The sequence below is a fragment of the Sulfitobacter sp. HGT1 genome, from assembly GCF_013282155.1.
GTDB lineage: Bacteria > Pseudomonadota > Alphaproteobacteria > Rhodobacterales > Rhodobacteraceae > Sulfitobacter.
On record NZ_BLWI01000001.1, the window covers coordinates 321,878 to 339,845 of the forward strand.

Sequence of the window (17,968 nt, forward strand, 5' to 3'; positions counted from 1 at the left end):
TTATTCGAATTATTTTCCCGGCGCTCTGAATGCACGAGACGCCGGGCAGAGGTGTTTGAGATACTCGCACCGCACCTGAACATCTATTCCCCAATTCCGTTTGCCAAAGGACGCCCCCCATGTGCGCCGACACGCCTGAAACAGTTGATTATAAATCCACGCTGAACCTGCCCAAGACCGATTTCCCGATGCGCGCGGGCCTGCCCAAGCGCGAGCCCGAGTGGCTGGCGCGGTGGGAGAAGATCGGCGTCTATGACCGGTTGCGTGAAAAAGAGGGCCGCACGCCGTTTACGCTGCATGATGGCCCGCCCTATGCCAACGGGCATCTGCACATCGGTCACGCGCTGAACAAGACGATCAAGGACATGATCGTGCGCAGCCACCAGATGATGGGTTTTGACGCGCGCTATATCCCCGGTTGGGATTGTCACGGTCTGCCGATCGAATGGAAGATCGAGGAACAGTACCGCCAGAAGGGCAAGAACAAGGACGACGTGCCGATCAATGATTTCCGCGCCGAGTGCCGCAAGTTTGCCGCCGGTTGGGTGGACATCCAGCGCGAGGAATTCAAGCGTCTGGGCATCACCGGCAATTGGGCCGATCCGTATCTGACGATGGATTTCCACGCCGAGCGTGTGATCGCCGAGGAATTCATGAAGTTCCTGATGAACGGCACGCTGTATCAGGGCTCAAAGCCGGTGATGTGGTCGCCAGTTGAGAAGACCGCCTTGGCCGAGGCCGAGGTCGAGTATCACGACAAGGAAAGCTTTACCATCTGGGTGAAGTTCAAGGTTGTGGGCACGGGCGATGCCGGGCTGGACGGGGCGCAGGTCGTGATCTGGACCACGACGCCCTGGACCATGCCGAGCAACAAGGCCGTCGTTTATGGCGAAGGCATTTCCTATGGCCTGTACGAAGTGACGGGTTGCCCTGAGGAATCCTGGGTCACGGTCGGGGATCGCTATATCCTGTCCGACGCTATGGCGATGGAGGTTTTCGGGCGTGCGCGTCTGGACGAGACACAGGTGCGCCGCCTGTCTGATGTGACGCAGGATGATCTGGCCAAGATCAAGTTGCAGCATCCGCTGGCCGGGGCTGAGGGCGGCAATGGCGAGTGGGATGATCTGCGCGACTTCCGCGCTGCAGATTTCGTGACCGATACCGAAGGCACGGGTTTTGTGCATTGCGCGCCAAGCCACGGTCTTGAGGAATATGAGCTTTACCGCGATCTGGGCATGTTGGAGCAGGTGATCACCTATAACGTGGTCGAAGACGGGTCGTTCCGCACGGACCTGCCGTTCTTTGGCGGCAAGGCGATCCTGAAGCCCAATGGTAAGGAAGGTGACGCGAACACCGCCGTGATCAACAAGCTGGTCGAGGTGGGCGGTTTGCTGGCACGTGGCAAGATCAAGCACAGCTATCCGCACAGCTGGCGGTCCAAGGCACCGGTGATCTATCGCAACACGCCGCAGTGGTTTGCCGCCATCGACAAGCCCGTTGGTGACGGGTTGGATACCTTTGGCAAGACCATCCGCGAACGTGCCCTGACCGAGATTGATAACGTCAACTGGGTGCCGAAAAAGGGCCGCAACCGACTGTATTCGATGATGGAGGCACGGCCTGACTGGGTGTTGTCGCGTCAACGTGCGTGGGGTGTGCCGCTGACCTGCTTTACCAAGAAAGGTGCGCTGCCGACTGATGCTGATTTCCTGCTGCGCAACCCCGACGTTAACAAGCGCGTCGTCGAGGCCTTCGAGGCAGACGGTGCAGATGTCTGGTACGAGGATGGCGCGAAAGAGCGGTTCCTGGGCGGGATCGTGAACCCTAACGATTATAATCAGGTGTTCGACATTCTGGACGTTTGGTTTGATTCGGGTTCGACCCATGCATTCGTTCTGCGCGACCGCCCCGACGGCACCAAAGACGGCATCGCTGATGTCTATATGGAAGGCACCGACCAGCACCGGGGCTGGTTCCATTCGTCGCTGCTGCAATCGGTTGGCACCACGGGCCACGCGCCTTATCGCAATGTGGTAACGCATGGTTTCACGCTGGATGCCAAGGGCATGAAAATGTCCAAATCCATCGGCAACACCATCGTGCCGGAAAAGATCGTGCAGCAATATGGCGCGGATATCCTGCGGCTTTGGGTGGCGCAGACCGATTATACGGCGGACCAGCGGATCGGGGATGAGATCCTCAAAGGTGTCGCGGACAGCTATCGCCGGTTGCGCAACACGATGCGCTATATGCTGGGGTCGCTCACGGATTTCGACAAGTCCAAAGCTGTCGCAATCGAGGACATGCCCGAGCTGGAGCGTCTGATCCTGCACAAGCTGGCCGTTCTGGATGGCGTTGTGCGCGAAGGCTATGCCAAGTTCGACTTCCAGGGTGTCTTCCGCGCGGTGTTCGAATTTGCGACGCTTGATCTGTCGTCCTTCTATTTCGATATCCGCAAGGATGCGTTGTATTGCGACGGTGACACGACCCGCAAACTGGCCGCTTTGACCGTGCTGGATCACCTGTACAACCGTCTGACCATCTGGCTGGCCCCGATCCTTGTCTTCACGATGGAGGAAGTCTGGCTGGAGCGTCATGCAGATGAAAATACGTCGGTGCATTTGCAGGACTTCCCCGAAACGCCTGCCGCATGGCGCGACGATGTGTTGGCCGCCCGTGCGGAAAAGCTGCGTGCCGTGCGCCGCGTCGTAACGGGGGCGTTGGAAGAGCAGCGTACAGCCAAGGTGATCGGTTCATCGCTGGAAGCATCGCCAACCGTCTATCTTGCGCCCGAATATGCCGAGATCATCACTGACCCGGAAACCTTTGCTGATTTGTGCATCACCAGCCAGATCACCCTGACGACCGGGGATGCCCCCGAGGGCGCATGGACATCCGATGATGTGGCGGGGGTTGCCGTGGTCTTTGCCAAGGCCGAGGGCGAGAAATGCGCGCGGTGCTGGAAAGTGCTGCCAGACGTTGGCACCCATGCGCACCCGGCCGTGTGCAAGCGGTGTGACGATGCAGTGTCCTAAGGCGGGGTTGCACCCCGGTTGCGTCTAGGTGGCTCTGCAACAGTCCATCCAGACGCAATTCGGGATGCTGACGGTGACCGAAGAGGCAGGCGCAATCACGCGCCTGTCTTGGGGGGCTGCTCGGGATCAACACCGCAGTGATCTTCTGGATGCCGCTACCCGTCAGCTTGCCAGCTTTGACACAGGCGCGTTGACCGAATTCACGCTTCCCCTGCGGGTCGGGGGCAGCGGTTTTCTAAGGGCGGTGTGCGATGCGATATGCGCGATTCCCTTTGGTGAAACCCGCACCTATGGCGAGATCGCCAAGGATCTGAATGCCCCCGCGCAGGCGGTGGGGCAGGCCTGCGGGCAAAATCCGATTCCCGTCATCATCCCGTGCCACCGCGTGATGGGGGCCAAGGGCCTGACCGGCTATTCAGGGGCAGGGGGGATCGAGACGAAAATCGCATTGCTGCGCCATGAAGGGGCGGCAGGATTGTTGATATAGGGCAATTGTGTTGAGCGGCGCAAAGCGTGGGTTAGAAACCTACCCTATATATCCCGTTCGTACAGAAACTGTTGCGCGACACCGGCAAAGGTCAGGTAAAGGCTGGTCAGGACCAGACCCCAATGTGCCCAGCTTTCTGGGTGAAAATCGACCCAGGCGGCCCATCCTGCGAAAAATGTCCACGCCAGCGCCATTGGCAAGGTAACCGGCCGCCAGCGTTCGGTGCGCACGGGATGCACGAATTTGAGCGGCGCAAACATGGTGACTGCAAGGAAGGTGACCAAAATCAACGACACCCACCATGGCGGCGACAATGCAAACAGCACCAGCACCAGCATGTTCCAGCACCCCGGAAAGCCCCAGAACGAATTGTCTTTCGTCTTCATCCGGGTGTCACAGAAATACATCGCACTTGCGAAGGTGATGATGATGATCATGACCCAGCCGCTCCAGCCGTCCATCAGGCCCGATTTGAACAGGGCAAAGGCAGGGATGAAAACATAGGTAAGATAGTCGATAATCAGGTCCAAAAGGACCCCGTCAAACTGCGGCGCATTTGTTTTGACGTCGTATTTGCGGGCCAATGGGCCGTCGATACCATCAACAAAAAAGGCAACAACCAGCCATAGGAACATCAAATCCCATTTCTGGTCGACAGCCGCCAGCATCGCCAACATGGCAAATATCGCGCCGGTTGCAGTGAACAAATGAACAAGAAGGGCGCGTGACTGGATACTCATTCATCACAGATGCCAAATCTTTCTGGTAAGTGCAAAAGGAAAAGCGCAAGGAACTGGTTAGGCTTGGGTTGACCCCGCTTGTGATTCCGCCTAAAGCCTGACAACCAATTTCAGGGTTGCCCTTGTGCAGCCCATTCGGGTGTTGGGTCGGATCGCCGATTACACCTCTGTAGCAAAAGGATGAACCCATGTCGCGCGTTTGCGAATTGACCGGAAAAGGCCCGATGTCGGGCAACAACGTAAGCCACGCCAAAAACCGCACACGTCGCCGGTTCTTGCCGAACCTGAACGATGTGACTTTGCAGTCCGAAGCACTGGGTCGCAGCTTCAAGTTCCGCATTTCTGCGGCTGCTTTGCGCACAGTCGACCACCGCGGTGGTCTGGACGCGTTCATGGCCAAAGCAAAGGACACAGAACTGTCCGGCAACGCTTTGAAAGTGAAAAAGGCGATTGCAAAGTCCAGCGCGACTGCTGACGCTCTTTCCTAAGACCTTCTAAAGTTTATTCACGCAACCCTGGCTTAACCGCCGGGGTTGCGTCGTTTTAACCTGTCGAAACTCTTTTGCAGCTTTGTTATTATTGCCGATATGTTGAACCGTTCCTTCATTGCTGTCTTGCTTGCCTTGGTATTGGGGCTGACCAGCCAAAGCATGGCCGTCGCGCGCGGCGCGTCTGCGGCAACGGGGCAGATGGTTCTGTGTACAGGGGCAGGGCCGGTCGCGGTCTATCTGGATGCCAAGGGGCAGCCGACATCGGCCCCGCATATTTGCCCTGATTCTGCGTTAAACATTTCGGTCGCGGGTCCTGTCGCCCTGCTTGATGCGCCTGCGCGCCTGATCGTGTTTCGCCGCTTTGTGGGCCACCCCAAGGTGCAGGAAATCGCGCGGCCCAAGCTGCGCCCCGATACGCGCGCGCCCCCTGTGACTGTCTGAAAACCAATCCTTTCTAGACATATCAAAACACAGGAATACCCAATGAAACTTGCTTCTTTTACCCGCGCGGTCTGCGCGATCCTTCTGCTGTCTGCTGGCCCTTTGGCGGCCCAAGGCATGGTGGTTCATGACGCCTATGCCCGCAGTTCCACCGCGTCATCGACATCCGGCGCGGCGTTTATGGTGCTGATGAACCATTCAGGTGCCGATGACCGCCTGATTGGTGCATCGTCGGATGTGGCTGAAAAGGTCGAACTCCACCAGCACGCCGAAGACGCCAATGGCGTGATGCGCATGGGCGAGATCGAAGGCGGCGTTCCGGTCGCCAATGACGAGGCTCATGTCTTTGAACGTGGCGGCGATCACCTGATGTTCATGGGGCTCAAGCAGCCATTGACCCAAGGCGACGTAATCAGGGTGACGCTTGAGTTCGAAAAGGCCGGCGCGGTCGAAATCGACATCATCGTGGATCAGGAACGCCAGCCCGATGAGGGCGCGATGAACCACGGCACCATGGATCATAGCAAAATGGGCCATGACAGCATGAAACGCTCGGACGATACCAAGGCCTCCGAATAAGGCAGCTATCATCGGCGGTCAGGGCAAAGGCGCTACCTAAGCTCTGGCCGCTGCGGCACGCTGCTGTTGCCCAGCAATTCCTCGACCCAATCGGTGACAATGCGTGTGGCGGGGCCGGTGCGGTGTTCTGCGAACTGATTCCCCACCGCCGACCGTTCCAGATTCATCTCGATCGTATGCGCCCCGTTGCGCCGCGCGTCTGCGACAAACCCCGCCGCCGGATAGACATTGCCCGACGTGCCGATGGCTGCGAAAATATCCGCCTCGGCCAGATGGTCAAAGATCACATCCATGTCATAGGGCATTTCGCCGAACCAGACGATGTCGGGCCGGGCCGCAGGTGCGCTGCATTTCGGGCAGGCATCACCGGGGGCCATGACCATAGGGGCGGGCCAGCGATGATCACAGGCCGCACATAGCGCCGAATTCAGGGCACCATGCATATGCATCACGTCCAACGCGCCCCCCTGTTCATGCAGGTCATCCACGTTTTGGGTCACGATCACCACTTGGCCGCCAAAGTGCCTTTGCAACTTGGCCAACGCCTTGTGCGCCGCATTTGGTGCGACCTCTGCGGCCTGTTTGCGGCGGGCATTATAGAAATCGACGACCAGCTTGGGGTCGCGGGCGAACCCTTCGGGGGTGGCCACGTCTTCGACGCGGTGCTGCGCCCACAACCCGTCTGCGGCGCGAAAGGTTTCGATCCCGCTTTCTGCCGAAATTCCTGCGCCGGTCAGAATGACAATCTTGCTCATGTTTACGGCCTTCCCAAGTCTGTGTGATGTCTTACCCTTCAAGGGTGTGAAAACTGCCCGATAGCCACGGCATCTGCACCAGCGTTGGCGCGATCATATGGGTTCGCAGCAGCTGGCGCATGGTGGTGGCGATGTTTTGGGGCACAGGGCCTGTCCAATCAGCCCCCGCAAACAGCGATATCTGCCGCGATACCCCCGGCGCGGGCAACGGGTGCGCGGTAAGCTCCGCGTGAAAACGCTCTGCGCGGCCATAGCCAAAGGGCGTCGTGATCGCCCAGCCAATGCCCCGCGCCACCATCGCCATCAATGCCAGATGGCTGCCGATCTCGAATTGCGAGGCCAGATTGATGTTGTTTCGGGTCAGGTGATTGTTGATCTGGCCGGCAATCATCTGGTCGGCCTCGTACCGCAGGAATGGCAGGGCGGACCGACCGGAGAGCAAAACAGCAGGCGTTTGGTCGGTATCAACGGGTGTGACAATGATAAACGGGTCACGGGCCAGCGGGATTTCGGTCAGCCCGCTTTTGGCATCACCGCCGGTGGCTGCGATTGCTATGTGCAGCGCCTTGTCCTGAACGGCTTGTATCAAGTCCTTGCTGCCATCGGTGATCATCCGAAACCGGCACCCCGCCATGCTGTCGGCCAGTATCGTCGCCAGACGGGGGGTAAGATCGTTGTCGAAATCATCAATCACCCCGAGGCTCAGATCGGACAGATTGGCAAGGTCCATCACCGTCAGTTCGGTCTGCGCCAATCGCAACTGGGCCAGTGCCGCAGTTGCGTGTCGCAAGAAGTTTTCACCCTGCGGGGTCAGGCGCATCGGTCGACGGCTGTGATCAATCAGGTCGGTGCCGATGGCGGCCTCAAGGTTGGACATTTGCTGGCTGACCGCAGGTTGGCTCAGCCCGGTTGCCGCTGCTGCTTGCGCCACTGAACCGGAGCGCGCCAATGCCTCGAACACTTCGATCCCGCGCAGGGTCACACCTTTTTTGAACATCACAGACGCCTTTTGGCAGTTTCCAGTTTCTCAATATCACGGTTGGATCGGCTTCGCACAGGTGGCCCCTTTCAGCTGATTGATTCAGCAAATAAGAATAGGGCGTGCCTGCTTATTTGACCATTGAAGCGGGCGCATAACAAGCGCACGATTGGCGCGAAACCAGACAGAGACGCAAGTGATGAAGATTGCCACAGCCGCCTATACCCAGGATATCCTGACCAGTTGGGCCCATTACGAGGATAAACTGGCCAGTTGGGTCGCAACGGCCGCTGCCAATGGGGCCGATTTGCTGGTCTTTCCCGAATACGGCGCGATGGAGCTGGCGACATTGGCCGGTCTGGACGTTGCCGCAGATCTGGAGGCGTCGCTTTTCGCGGTGTCGGACCGGTTGGCGGATGCAGATGCAGTGCATCAAAGACTGGCGGCAGAGTACGGCGTGCACATCGTCGCGGCGTCAGGGCCAGCGGCCACAGCCACGCGTCCCGTCAACCGCGCAAGGCTGATCACGCCCGACGGCAAGATCGGTGTGCAAGACAAGCAGATCATGACCCGTTTCGAGCGCGAGGTTTGGGGTGTGATCGGCGGCAATGCCTTGCAGGTCTTTGAAACCGCGATTGGCAAGATCGGCATTCTGATCTGCTATGACAGCGAATTCCCGCTTTTGGGTCGCGCATTGGCTGATTGCGATGTCATCGCCGTGCCCAGCGTGACCGAAGCCCTGGCCGGATACTGGCGTGTGCGCATCGGGTCGATGGCCCGCGCGCTTGAGAATCAGTGCATCACGGCAATGTCGTCTTGTGTGGGGCCTGCCGACTGGTCGGACGCTTTGGGCGATTCCTATGGGGCGGGGGGCATCTTTTGCCCGCCCGATATTGGTTTCCCGTCAACGGGTGTGCTGGCTGCGGCGGAGATAAACGTGCCGGGCTGGACCTATGCCGATGTCGATATCGCGCAGATCGCCAATGTGCGTTCGCAGGGCGTGGTATTGAACCGAACCCATTGGGCAGATCAGGCAGGCCGCGATAGCGTTGCGATAAACACGTCTTTGCTGTGAATAGGTCTTGAAAAAGGGGAAAATTGCGCCCATTTAAGCCTGCGCTCTGCATTTGCAGGGCAAAGTGTTCAAGGAGAGACCATGGCTAAGGAAGACACGCTCGAATTCCCCGGTATCGTCAAGGAACTCCTGCCGAATGCGACATTCCGGGTCGAGCTTGAAAACGGCCATGAGATTATCGCACATACGGCAGGCAAAATGCGTAAAAACCGCATTCGTGTTCTGGCAGGCGACAAAGTACAGGTGGAAATGACCCCCTACGATCTGACCAAGGGCCGGATCAATTATCGCTTTAAATAACGCGCTTTACCGAAGGTTTCACGATCTTCGGTCTGCGCTTTGGGTTTGCATATGACCTTTATCCTCGGATCAGGCAGTCCGCGCCGCAAGGAATTGCTGGCGCAAATCGGCGTTGTGGCCGATGAAATTCGTGCGCCCGATATTGACGAAACCCCGCAAAAAGCCGAATTGCCGCGCCCCTATTGCGCGCGCATGGCCCGTGAAAAGGTCGCCGCCGTGCAGGTTGGCCCTGATGATATCGTGCTTTGCGCTGATACCACAGTTGCTGTTGGCCGGCGCATTTTGGGCAAACCCGAAAGCGCCGAAGAGGCGGCGGGTTTCTTGCGACTGATGTCGGGGCGTCGTCACAAGGTGATCACGGCCGTTGCGGTAAAACGCGGTGACAGGCTGTGGGAACGCGATGTTGTCAGCACCGTGCGCATGAAGCGGCTGTCGGATGCCGAACTGGCCGCCTATCTTGCCACCGGCGACTGGCACGGTAAGGCGGGCGGTTATGGTATTCAGGGGCCAGCAGGCGCGTTGATCCCGTGGATCAGCGGATCATTTACCGGCATCGTGGGGCTGCCCCTTGCCGAAACCGCAAACCTGCTGCGCGCAGCAGGCTATATTTTTGACGGAGAGACATCATGAAGGGTCGTACGATCATTCTGGACCACTTGGGCGAGGTCGAGGCGGCTGCTTTGATGGTGGATGGCAAGCTGGACGATCTGCTGATCGACAGCGACGGCCCGCGCCCCGGTACGATCTATCGCGCCATCGCTGACCGGCCTGTCAAAGGGCAGGGCGGCATGTTTCTGAAAACCCCCGACGGGTCCGCGTTTCTGCGCCAGATCAAGGGGCTTGCCCCCGGTCAACCGATCCTGGTTCAGGTGTCGGGCTATGCCGAACCCGGCAAGGCGATCCCTGTTACGCAAAAGATATTGTTCAAAAGCCGCTATGCGATCGTCACGCCCGGCGCGCCCGGCACCAATATTTCACGCTCCATCCGCGACGAGGAAGAACGCGACCGTCTGCTTGAGGTCGCCCATGAAGCCGCCCAAGGGGCGACCCACGGTCTGATCTTGCGGTCGTCTTGTGCGGGTGCTGATGGCGATGATATCGCCGATGACATTGATGCCATGCTGACGCTTGCCGACAAGGTGTTGGGCGATGAAGCGACAGAGATGGAACTGCTTTCCGAAGGCGATGGCCCGCATATCATGGCATGGCGCGATTGGGTGGCACCCGCTGATGTCGTGACCGACCCCGGCAGCTTTGAAACCCACGGCGTGCTGGATATTGTCGAAGAGCTGCAACAGGCCCGGGTTCAGCTTGAGGGCGGGGCGTCGATGTATGTCGAGCCGACCCGCGCCTTGGTGGCAGTGGATGTAAACACCGGCGCTGATGTATCCCTTGCTGCGGGTATCAAGGCCAATATGTCCTGCGCGCGCGCCTTGCCCCGTGCATTGCGTCTACGCGGTTTGGGGGGGCAGATCACCCTTGATCTGGCACCCATGCCCAAGAAAGACCGCCGCCCCTTCGAGACCGCCTTGCGTCAGGCGTTCCGTGCGGATGACGTTGAAACCACCTTGATCGGATGGACCCCTTTGGGCCATTATGAACTGCAACGCAAACGCGCCCGCCTGCCCATAGCCGAGGTCCTAAAGTGAGCTGCCCGATCTGTTCTGACGAAACATCGCCTGCCTACCGCCCGTTCTGTTCTCGACGCTGTGCCGACATTGATTTGGCCAAGTGGTTCAATGGCAGCTATGCCACGCCAAGCCGCGATCCCGAAGACATAGAGGCCGCGATTGATGCGGCCGAGGCAGCGCTGAACACGCCGCCAAAGCCCCACTAGCATCACGCAGTCAGGCAGGTATTGCGGACGGTTTGCGCAATTTGTTTCAGCTGTCCGGCCAGCGGGTTGGTTTTTCGCCAGACCATGCCGATTGTCCGCGAGGGCCGCGGTGCCGGCAACCGCGCGACCGATACCGCAGCCGATCGGGTTTCAATCGGAACGGCCATATCGGGAATCAACGTAACCCCGATCCCCGCACTGACCATCTGCACCAATGTAGACAGGGAACTGCCCTCCATCAGGTCGCGGGGCATGGCGGATGACATGCTGCAATACGACAGGGCCTGATCGCGAAAACAATGCCCTTCCTCCAGCAATAACAGACGCATTTCGCGCAGCAATTTCGAATTTGGCACGGGTTTGTCCTGATCTTCGATCTGGCGCACCAACACGAATTCCTCGTCCAGCAGTATTTCTTCGTGCAAGGTCGGTTCGGAAATCGGCAAGGCGACGATGGCGGTATCAAGCTGCCCGCCCAACAGCCCCTCGATCAGCTTTTGTGTGACCGCTTCGCGCGGGCGCAGATCCAGCCCTGCATAATCCTGGGACAGGCATTTGATAAACCGGGGCAGAAAATAGGGTGCGACCGTGGGAATGATGCCAAACCGCAAGCGCCCGATCAACGGATTATGCGAGGCGCGGGCCAGATCGCCCAGTTCATCCACCGACTGCAAAATCTCGCGGGCGCGCGCCACAAAGGTTTCGCCAAAGCCCGTCAGTTGCAGCTGTTTTGCGGATCGTTCAACCAGCCGCGTCCCGACCAGATCTTCCAATGCCTTGATCTGCACCGACAAGGCAGGCTGCGAAACGCCGCAATCGTCGGCCGCGCGGCCAAAATGGCGATGGCGGGCCAAAGCTTCGAAATATCGAAGGTGTTTCAGTGTAAAGTCCATAACCTTTGATTATCATGCCGATTAGAAAATGCAATTTTTCTTAATGCTGCTGATGGTGTAGGACCCAAGCCAATGGGCGATGCCATAGGCATTGTCACAGGCTGCTTGCTGCCAATATCGAAATGGCAGGTAGGACTCGGATATAGTCGGCAGTATAATGATACGTGAAACTACGATGGGAGATCAAAATGGACGGCAACGATAACGGTTCAATGGGCAAATGCCCGGTTATGCATGGCGGAAACACTGCCAATAAATCATCCGTGATGGAGTGGTGGCCCAACGCGCTGAAGCTGGATATTTTGCACCAGCACGACACAAAGACCAACCCGATGGGCGCTGACTTTGACTATCGCGAAGAGGTCAAGAAAATCGATGTCGACGCGCTCAAGCAAGACCTGCACGCGTTGATGACAGACAGCCAGGAATGGTGGCCAGCCGACTGGGGCCACTATGGCGGCTTTATGATCCGTATGGCGTGGCATTCGGCAGGCACATACCGTTTGGCCGATGGCCGTGGCGGCGGCGGCACAGGCAGCCAGCGTTTCGCGCCTTTGAACTCGTGGCCCGACAACGTCAGTCTGGATAAAGCGCGCCGCTTGCTGTGGCCGATCAAAAAGAAATACGGCAACAAGCTGAGCTGGGCCGATCTGATGATCCTTGCGGGCAACATTGCCTATGAATCAATGGGTCTGAAGACATTTGGTTTTGCCTTTGGCCGCGAAGACATCTGGGCCCCTGAAATCGACACCTATTGGGGGTCGGAAAAGGAATGGCTGGCAGATAGCACCAACCGTTACGGCGACCTTGAAAATCCGGCCACCATGGAAAACCCGCTTGCTGCTGTCCAGATGGGCCTGATCTATGTGAACCCCGAAGGTGTGAACGGCCAATCCGATCCGCTGCGGTCTGCGTTGCATGTGCGTGAAACATTTGCGCGTATGGCGATGAACGACGAAGAAACTGCCGCTTTGACCGCCGGTGGTCACACCGTTGGCAAATGCCACGGCAATGGCGATGCGAACACTCTGGGTCCAGAGCCGGAAGCGGCAGGTGTTGAAGAGCAAGGCTTTGGCTGGACCAATCCCGCAGGGACCAAAGCTGCGAACATGGCGATCAGCAGCGGCATCGAAGGCGCGTGGACCACAGAGCCAACGAAGTTCGACATGGGCTATTTCAAACTGTTGTTCGGCTATGACTGGGAGCTCAGGAAAAGCCCGGCAGGTGCCAACCAGTGGGAACCGATCAACATCAAGGAAGAAGACAAACCTGTCGATTCCTCCGATCCCTCGATCCGCCACAACCCGATCATGACAGATGCGGATATGGCCATGAAAATGGACCCTATCTATCGCGAAATCTGCGAACGGTTTATGGCTGACCCTGCGTATTTCTCGGATACTTTTGCCCGGGCATGGTTCAAGCTGACGCACCGCGATATGGGCCCCAAAGCCCGCTATATCGGCCCCGATGTGCCGGCAGAGGATCTGCTGTGGCAAGATCCTGTACCAGCGGGCAACACCGGTTACGATGTCGATGCCGTCAAGGCACGTATCAGCACCAGCGGTTTGTCCCTGAGCGACATGGTTTCCACAGCTTGGGACAGTGCGCGCACTTTCCGTGGTTCCGACATGCGGGGCGGTGCCAATGGCGCGCGCATCCGTCTGGCCCCCCAGAAAGACTGGGAAGGCAACGAGCCGCAAAAGCTGGCACGGGTATTGTCCGTCTTGGAAGGCATCGCAAATGACACAGGCGCAAGCCTTGCCGATGTGATCGTTCTGGCCGGCAATGTTGGTGTTGAGCAAGCCGCCAAAGCAGCCGGGTTTGATGTGTCAGTACCGTTCCTGAAAGGCCGCGGCGACGCCACTGCCGAGATGACCGACGCAGCAAGCTTTGAGCCGCTTGAGCCCCTGGCCGACGGGTACCGCAACTGGTCCAAAAAGGACTATATTGTCAGCCCAGAGGAAATGATGCTTGACCGGACGCAATTGATGGGTCTGACGGCCCATGAAATGACCGTTCTGGTTGGCGGCATGCGCGCAATGGGCACGAACCATGGCGGCACCAAGCATGGCGTCTTTACGGATCGGGTCGGCGCGTTGACGACCGACTTCTTTGTGAACCTGACCGACATGCAGTATTCGTGGCATCCGGTTGACGGTGGCATCTACGAGATCCGGGAACGGGGCACGGCCAACGTAAAATGGACCGCAACACGCGCGGACCTGGTCTTTGGCTCCAACTCGATCCTGCGGTCTTATGCTGAAGTCTATGCACAAGACGACAACGCCGAAAAATTCGTAAAGGATTTTGTGGCGGCTTGGGTCAAGGTCATGAACGCGGATCGCTTTGACGTCGCGGCCTAACGCCAAATAATAACCCCGCGCTGCCCAAACGGGTGGCGCGGGGTGCTTTGATAACGAGCGGGATGCGCTTTGATGCAGCATCGCAGCACAAGAACATCATGCAAGCAGGCGTGGATGAAACGGGCGCGCTGAGCGAAAGCCGGTTTCACCTACTTTAACCCCTGCCAATGCCCTGAAATTCCGATCCCTGCACAACCACGTCAGCCGCGTGAACGGGGCCGAGATGGTCTTGATCGGCCTGATCTATTTAGGGGCAGGCAGCGACATAGCGCGTGCCGTCCGTGCGTTGATAAACGCAGGAACCGCTTTGTGTACGGCCAATGTAACTGCCCGCATAAGCCCCAGCCGCGCCACCGATGACTGCGCCAAGCACCTTGTCATCGTCGCCGGATACGGCCGCCCCGATCAACGCCCCGGTAGCCGCACCTGCAATGGTTGCGTCTTGCTGGGTTTGGCAGGCAGAAATCGGTACAATAAGGGCTATCAAAGCCAAATATTTTCTCATGTCATTTTCCTTTTGTCGGGTTGCGAGACCAAAGCGTCAGTCCAAAACAGGGATGTGTCTGGCCAGCGCGCCCGAATTAATCACAGCGATTGCTGTGCTTTCTGATCGGGCACCCTCACTTTCGCCCCATTCCAAAGCGGAAGGGTTGATTTTGATCAATCGGCACGAAAGGTTCTGTAGGGTGTCAGGCGGGTTGGCTTCGAATAGCCTGATTTACCGTGCCAGACATGTTCATTTGATAATTCTGAGATAACTGGCCGGGGTGGTAGGGGTTTCCGCCATCATATCAGCGTCTTGACGTCATTAAAATTTATGTTCGGTATTGTTTCTGTTAGATTAAGTCCGAATTGAACGTGTGTTTTAGCTAAAAACAATAATAGATCCTCGATGCGGTGCCCGAGAAGGACCGGTTGCAGTCGAAACTGAAGTGTCGATCGGAATTACGACTTCGGCGCGGGGCAGGTGGGGCCGGACGTTCTTAACTGATGCCTCGTCTGTCTGACGTCTACTTGGGGCGTCACAGGGCCATTTTACAGCAAAGAGAAAGAATCAAACGAAAGACCCTTGAAGCGCGCCGCGTGCGACATCGCCAGCGCGCTGCATAATGCAACCACAAGATGAGCCAGATTCTCTCTTGGTTTAGGCTGCCTTTGGTCCCAAAACCGTCTGACGACGGACAATAGTGCAACAAAAAAACTAAAGGTCCTTTGGTTAAACCAATTTCCGTGTTTCCCCTTGCCTGGGAATAGGGCGATTGTTCATGTAAGCGATGAAATGGCGGGGATTGTGTGATTTTACTATTCAAATTTCAAACTTATTCCGCCGGTTTTTTTTGAAGAGACGGGCGGGTAATGTTGCGAAATCTGATTATGGCCAGAATACTGACTGTACTTCTGGGGGCAATGCTTTCTTTTGGTATTGCGTCGCGTTCGGATGCGACACCTTTTACCATGTCTGTTCCGGGAACATCGCTGAACCTTCCGGCTGAGTACCCCCAAGCAGGCGGTGTCGCCTTTGTGCTGGTTGGTGTGAATGGCAACGTCTACTATCAATTCTCTGACCCGACAGGTGCCTTCATCGGCTTTCAATCCAATGGTAAACCGAAGGAGTTTCGTGGCAACCCGTTCACAATCAATGACCCGATCCAGCTTGATTGCGGCTTTTCGGATTGTGCGACGTATTTCGGCGGTGCACTTGCGAATGTCTATATCCGCTTTTCCGCCTATGATGGTGATACGCAAGTCAATGGATTTGACGAAGATGACATTACGCTTCGGCTGAACGGTTTCACAGTTGGCAACTGGTCCGATGTCACAACCGATATTACCAACACGGATGGCACGACCAGCTTTGGTCAGGTCCAGGGTTTTGGAAACAACACCTTCAACACCGGGTGGTTTAGCACAACAAACTCCGCGCTGTTGTCCAACATCCTGACAACGAACCAGACCACAACGCAGGTCTATGACCGTGATCCCAATGACAACTATTGGGACTTCACGCTCGGACCGACGCTGACAAATACCAGCATCGCCACCGTTGCCCCTGGTTATACGCTCGAGAAAGAGGCGAACCCGACCACCTATACCGTCGTTGGGCAGAAAATTGATTTCACCTATACTGTCACGAACATCGGCTCTGTCCCGATCCGCCAGCTGGCGGTCAACGATGACAAAATCAGTTCGGTCGAATGTCTTGATACCGTCATTCTGGATGTCAGCAGAAATGACCCGAACCCTGATTTCGCTGTGTGTACCGCGACCTATACTGTCACACAGGAAGACATCGACAATCAAAGCGTGACCAACGTGAGCTACTCCCCATTAGTTGGACAGGATCTGGCGTAAATTAAGCTACTTTTTGTACCTGCTGATCGGGGTTGGTTGTTTCAATTCTCTGCCAATAGACCACAGCAGGTGGTTTGCCGCCAAGGGCAGAATGCGGGCGCTTGTGGTTGTAGAACTCGATCCATTTTCTGACGCCATCTCTGGCCTCTGATCCGGTTTCCCAGGCATGCAGGTAGACGCATTCATACTTCAGTGACCGCCACAGCCGTTCGACAAAGATATTGTCGAGGAAGCGGCCCTTGCCGTCCATTGAGATGCGCACGTTTGCGCTCCGCAACCTGTTCGTCCAAGCGAAAGACGTGAACTGGCTGCCCTGGTCCGTGTTCATTATGTCTGGCGGGCCGAACTTGTGGATCGCCTCATTCAGCGCATCAACGCAAAAGCCAGCCTCCAACGTGTTCGAGATGCGCCACGCCAGAACCTTGCGCGTGTGCCAATCCATGATGGCCACCAGATAAAGGAAGCCGCGCCGCATCGGTAGATATGTGATGTCGGCGCACCAAACTTGATTTGGCCGATCCACGCGTAGCCCCCGTAGCAGGTAGGGGTAAATCTTGTGACCCTTCGCCGCCTTGCTCGTGTTGGGTTTCTGGTAGATCGGCATGAGACCCATCAACCGCATAAGGCGTCGGATGCGCTTTTCGTTCACCAGATGCTGTTCATTGCGCAGGTGCCACGTCATTTGGCGCACACCGTAAAACGGGGTTTCCAAGAACTGCTTATCGATGACGCGCATCAGATCGAGGTTCATCTCGCTCTCACCCTTGGGTTCATAGTAAAATGACGACCGCGAGATCGACAGCAGGGAACATTGCTTGCCAACGGATAGACCCGGAATGTTCGGCTCAATCATCTTGCACCTCACTTGCCGGTCCAGGGTTTGAGCTTTCTGGCCAAAAAATCGTTGGCGACGGCCAACTCCCCAATCTTGGCATGCAGGTCTTTGACCTGCTCTTCATCGACTTCCGGTGCCTTCCGGCTACCGCGCTCGAACACACCAGATGCGCCTTCCAGCAAAGCCCGTTTCCATTGATGGATCATCGTCGGGTGAACCCCAAACCGACTGGCCAGCTCGCTGACAGTCTCTTCGCCTTTCAGCGCTTCCAGCGCCACCTTGGCTTTGAATTCTGGGTGATGTTGCTTCCGTTTCGACATTCCTGATCTCCTTCGTGTTGAAGATCAGCAAACTACAAATCGCAGCTTACGTCAGTGTCCGATGTTCGGGGGGTAGCTCAGTGTATGGCGTTATATCTCGAGCTTGTGTCCCAGTAGTTCGACGACATCGAAACCCCAATGCAGAGTTCGGGATCTTCTAGCCACGCGACATAGAGGTCGAGCAGCAGCACACGTAGCTGGTGGCGGAAGGTGGTCTTGGGCTTTGGTCCGGTCTTGCTCTCGCCTGGAAAGTACGCCCCCCAAACCTGTTCCACCAAGCCAACAATCTCGGGATGGTCGGACCAGCGGTGAACGTCTATGGGGCGGGAGTTCCAAGGGTCAGCAATGGTGGCCATAGGTTCCTCTTAAGGGGGGTTGGGGGGAGCTCTAAGGGGTGGTCTCTCCTAGGTATCTATTCATTACTTATACCTATTACCCTTCCCCTTAATACCCCACCATAATTATAGCCAACTCCCCTTCAGG

The 17,968-nt window shown here is 57.1% G+C and carries 19 protein-coding genes; 12 read left to right on the plus strand and 7 right to left on the minus strand.

All coding sequences use genetic code 11. From position 1 onward, the window contains the following. Positions 1 to 119 precede the first annotated feature (119 nt). Both ileS and HGT1_RS01545 read left to right on the plus strand, forming a co-directional pair. Positions 120 to 3,035: an isoleucine--tRNA ligase gene (gene ileS, locus HGT1_RS01540; protein ID WP_176248214.1), complete on the plus strand. Its 2,916-nt coding sequence runs from the start codon at positions 120 to 122 to the stop codon at positions 3,033 to 3,035. Between the two features lie 64 nt (positions 3,036 to 3,099). Further along, a complete protein-coding gene (locus HGT1_RS01545) occupies positions 3,100 to 3,522 on the plus strand; it encodes a methylated-DNA--[protein]-cysteine S-methyltransferase (protein WP_176248331.1) in 423 nt (140 codons plus the stop codon). Positions 3,523 to 3,566: 44 nt separating this feature from the next. Here HGT1_RS01545 and HGT1_RS01550 read toward each other — a convergent pair whose 3' ends face one another. Next, positions 3,567 to 4,262 (minus strand): phosphatidylcholine/phosphatidylserine synthase, encoded by a 696-nt coding sequence (locus HGT1_RS01550; protein WP_176248215.1) that lies wholly within the window; start codon positions 4,260 to 4,262, stop codon positions 3,567 to 3,569. A gap of 188 nt (positions 4,263 to 4,450) precedes the next feature. Here HGT1_RS01550 and rpmB point away from each other — a divergent pair, with 188 nt between their 5' ends. From rpmB to HGT1_RS01565, 3 genes are read left to right on the plus strand one after another with little or no spacing between them, the layout of a single operon-like run. Continuing rightward, on the plus strand, positions 4,451 to 4,750 hold the full coding sequence (gene rpmB, locus HGT1_RS01555) for a 50S ribosomal protein L28 (RefSeq protein ID WP_176248216.1): 300 nt from the start codon (positions 4,451 to 4,453) through the stop codon (positions 4,748 to 4,750). 45 nt (positions 4,751 to 4,795) lie between these two features. Next, positions 4,796 to 5,194, plus strand: coding sequence for a hypothetical protein (locus HGT1_RS01560; RefSeq protein ID WP_255200056.1), 399 nt, complete (start codon positions 4,796 to 4,798; stop codon positions 5,192 to 5,194). A gap of 42 nt (positions 5,195 to 5,236) precedes the next feature. Next, the gene (locus HGT1_RS01565; RefSeq protein ID WP_176248217.1) at positions 5,237 to 5,773 is read left to right on the plus strand and encodes a copper chaperone PCu(A)C; all 537 of its coding nucleotides are present in this window, start codon (positions 5,237 to 5,239) and stop codon (positions 5,771 to 5,773) included. Between the two features lie 32 nt (positions 5,774 to 5,805). On the opposite strand, the gene HGT1_RS01570 is transcribed toward HGT1_RS01565, so the two are convergent. Beyond that, positions 5,806 to 6,528 (minus strand): NAD-dependent deacylase, encoded by a 723-nt coding sequence (locus HGT1_RS01570; protein ID WP_176248218.1) that lies wholly within the window; start codon positions 6,526 to 6,528, stop codon positions 5,806 to 5,808. 31 nt (positions 6,529 to 6,559) lie between these two features. Further along, a complete protein-coding gene (locus HGT1_RS01575) occupies positions 6,560 to 7,525 on the minus strand; it encodes a LysR family transcriptional regulator (protein ID WP_176248219.1) in 966 nt (321 codons plus the stop codon). Positions 7,526 to 7,706: 181 nt separating this feature from the next. Between HGT1_RS01575 and HGT1_RS01580 the strand changes: the two genes are divergently transcribed. The 5 genes from HGT1_RS01580 to HGT1_RS01600 all read left to right on the plus strand — a co-directional run bounded on the left by HGT1_RS01580 (position 7,707) and on the right by HGT1_RS01600 (position 10,719). Further along, positions 7,707 to 8,582 carry a carbon-nitrogen hydrolase family protein gene (locus HGT1_RS01580; RefSeq protein WP_176248220.1) on the plus strand — a complete coding sequence of 292 codons (876 nt, stop codon included), beginning with the start codon at positions 7,707 to 7,709 and terminating at the stop codon, positions 8,580 to 8,582. 81 nt (positions 8,583 to 8,663) lie between these two features. Further along, the gene (gene infA, locus HGT1_RS01585) at positions 8,664 to 8,882 is read left to right on the plus strand and encodes a translation initiation factor IF-1 (RefSeq protein ID WP_008228280.1); all 219 of its coding nucleotides are present in this window, start codon (positions 8,664 to 8,666) and stop codon (positions 8,880 to 8,882) included. 51 nt (positions 8,883 to 8,933) lie between these two features. Beyond that, positions 8,934 to 9,512, plus strand: coding sequence for a nucleoside triphosphate pyrophosphatase (locus tag HGT1_RS01590; protein WP_176248221.1), 579 nt, complete (start codon positions 8,934 to 8,936; stop codon positions 9,510 to 9,512). Further along, complete coding sequence (locus tag HGT1_RS01595; RefSeq protein WP_176248222.1) at positions 9,509 to 10,531, plus strand: ribonuclease E/G; 1,023 nt, start codon at positions 9,509 to 9,511, stop codon at positions 10,529 to 10,531. Before HGT1_RS01590 ends, HGT1_RS01595 begins: the two co-directional genes overlap by 4 nt. Continuing rightward, on the plus strand, positions 10,528 to 10,719 hold the full coding sequence (locus tag HGT1_RS01600) for a DNA gyrase inhibitor YacG (RefSeq protein WP_176248223.1): 192 nt from the start codon (positions 10,528 to 10,530) through the stop codon (positions 10,717 to 10,719). Before HGT1_RS01595 ends, HGT1_RS01600 begins: the two co-directional genes overlap by 4 nt. A 2-nt stretch (positions 10,720 to 10,721) precedes the next feature. Here the strand turns inward: HGT1_RS01600 and HGT1_RS01605 are convergent, their stop codons facing one another. After that, positions 10,722 to 11,612, minus strand: coding sequence for a LysR substrate-binding domain-containing protein (locus HGT1_RS01605; RefSeq protein WP_176248224.1), 891 nt, complete (start codon positions 11,610 to 11,612; stop codon positions 10,722 to 10,724). Between the two features lie 188 nt (positions 11,613 to 11,800). Here HGT1_RS01605 and katG point away from each other — a divergent pair, with 188 nt between their 5' ends. Then, positions 11,801 to 13,978, plus strand: a complete 2,178-nt coding sequence (gene katG, locus HGT1_RS01610) for a catalase/peroxidase HPI (protein ID WP_176248225.1) — start codon at positions 11,801 to 11,803, stop codon at positions 13,976 to 13,978. A 247-nt stretch (positions 13,979 to 14,225) separates the two neighbouring features. On the opposite strand, the gene HGT1_RS01615 is transcribed toward katG, so the two are convergent. Next, the gene (locus tag HGT1_RS01615) at positions 14,226 to 14,483 is read right to left on the minus strand and encodes a glycine zipper 2TM domain-containing protein (RefSeq protein ID WP_176248226.1); all 258 of its coding nucleotides are present in this window, start codon (positions 14,481 to 14,483) and stop codon (positions 14,226 to 14,228) included. An 869-nt stretch (positions 14,484 to 15,352) separates the two neighbouring features. Between HGT1_RS01615 and HGT1_RS01620 the strand changes: the two genes are divergently transcribed. Next, the gene (locus HGT1_RS01620) at positions 15,353 to 16,330 is read left to right on the plus strand and encodes a hypothetical protein (protein ID WP_176248227.1); all 978 of its coding nucleotides are present in this window, start codon (positions 15,353 to 15,355) and stop codon (positions 16,328 to 16,330) included. A 1-nt stretch (position 16,331) separates the two neighbouring features. Here the strand turns inward: HGT1_RS01620 and HGT1_RS01625 are convergent. Both HGT1_RS01625 and HGT1_RS01630 read right to left on the minus strand, forming a co-directional pair. Further along, a protein-coding gene (locus HGT1_RS01625) for an IS3 family transposase (protein ID WP_375708103.1) occupies positions 16,332 to 17,485 on the minus strand; the annotation gives its coding sequence in 2 pieces (ribosomal slippage) (positions 16,332 to 17,224 and positions 17,224 to 17,485; 1,155 coding nt in all). A 77-nt stretch (positions 17,486 to 17,562) separates the two neighbouring features. After that, positions 17,563 to 17,841, minus strand: coding sequence for a hypothetical protein (locus HGT1_RS01630; protein WP_176248228.1), 279 nt, complete (start codon positions 17,839 to 17,841; stop codon positions 17,563 to 17,565). Between the last annotated feature and the right edge of the window lie 127 nt (positions 17,842 to 17,968).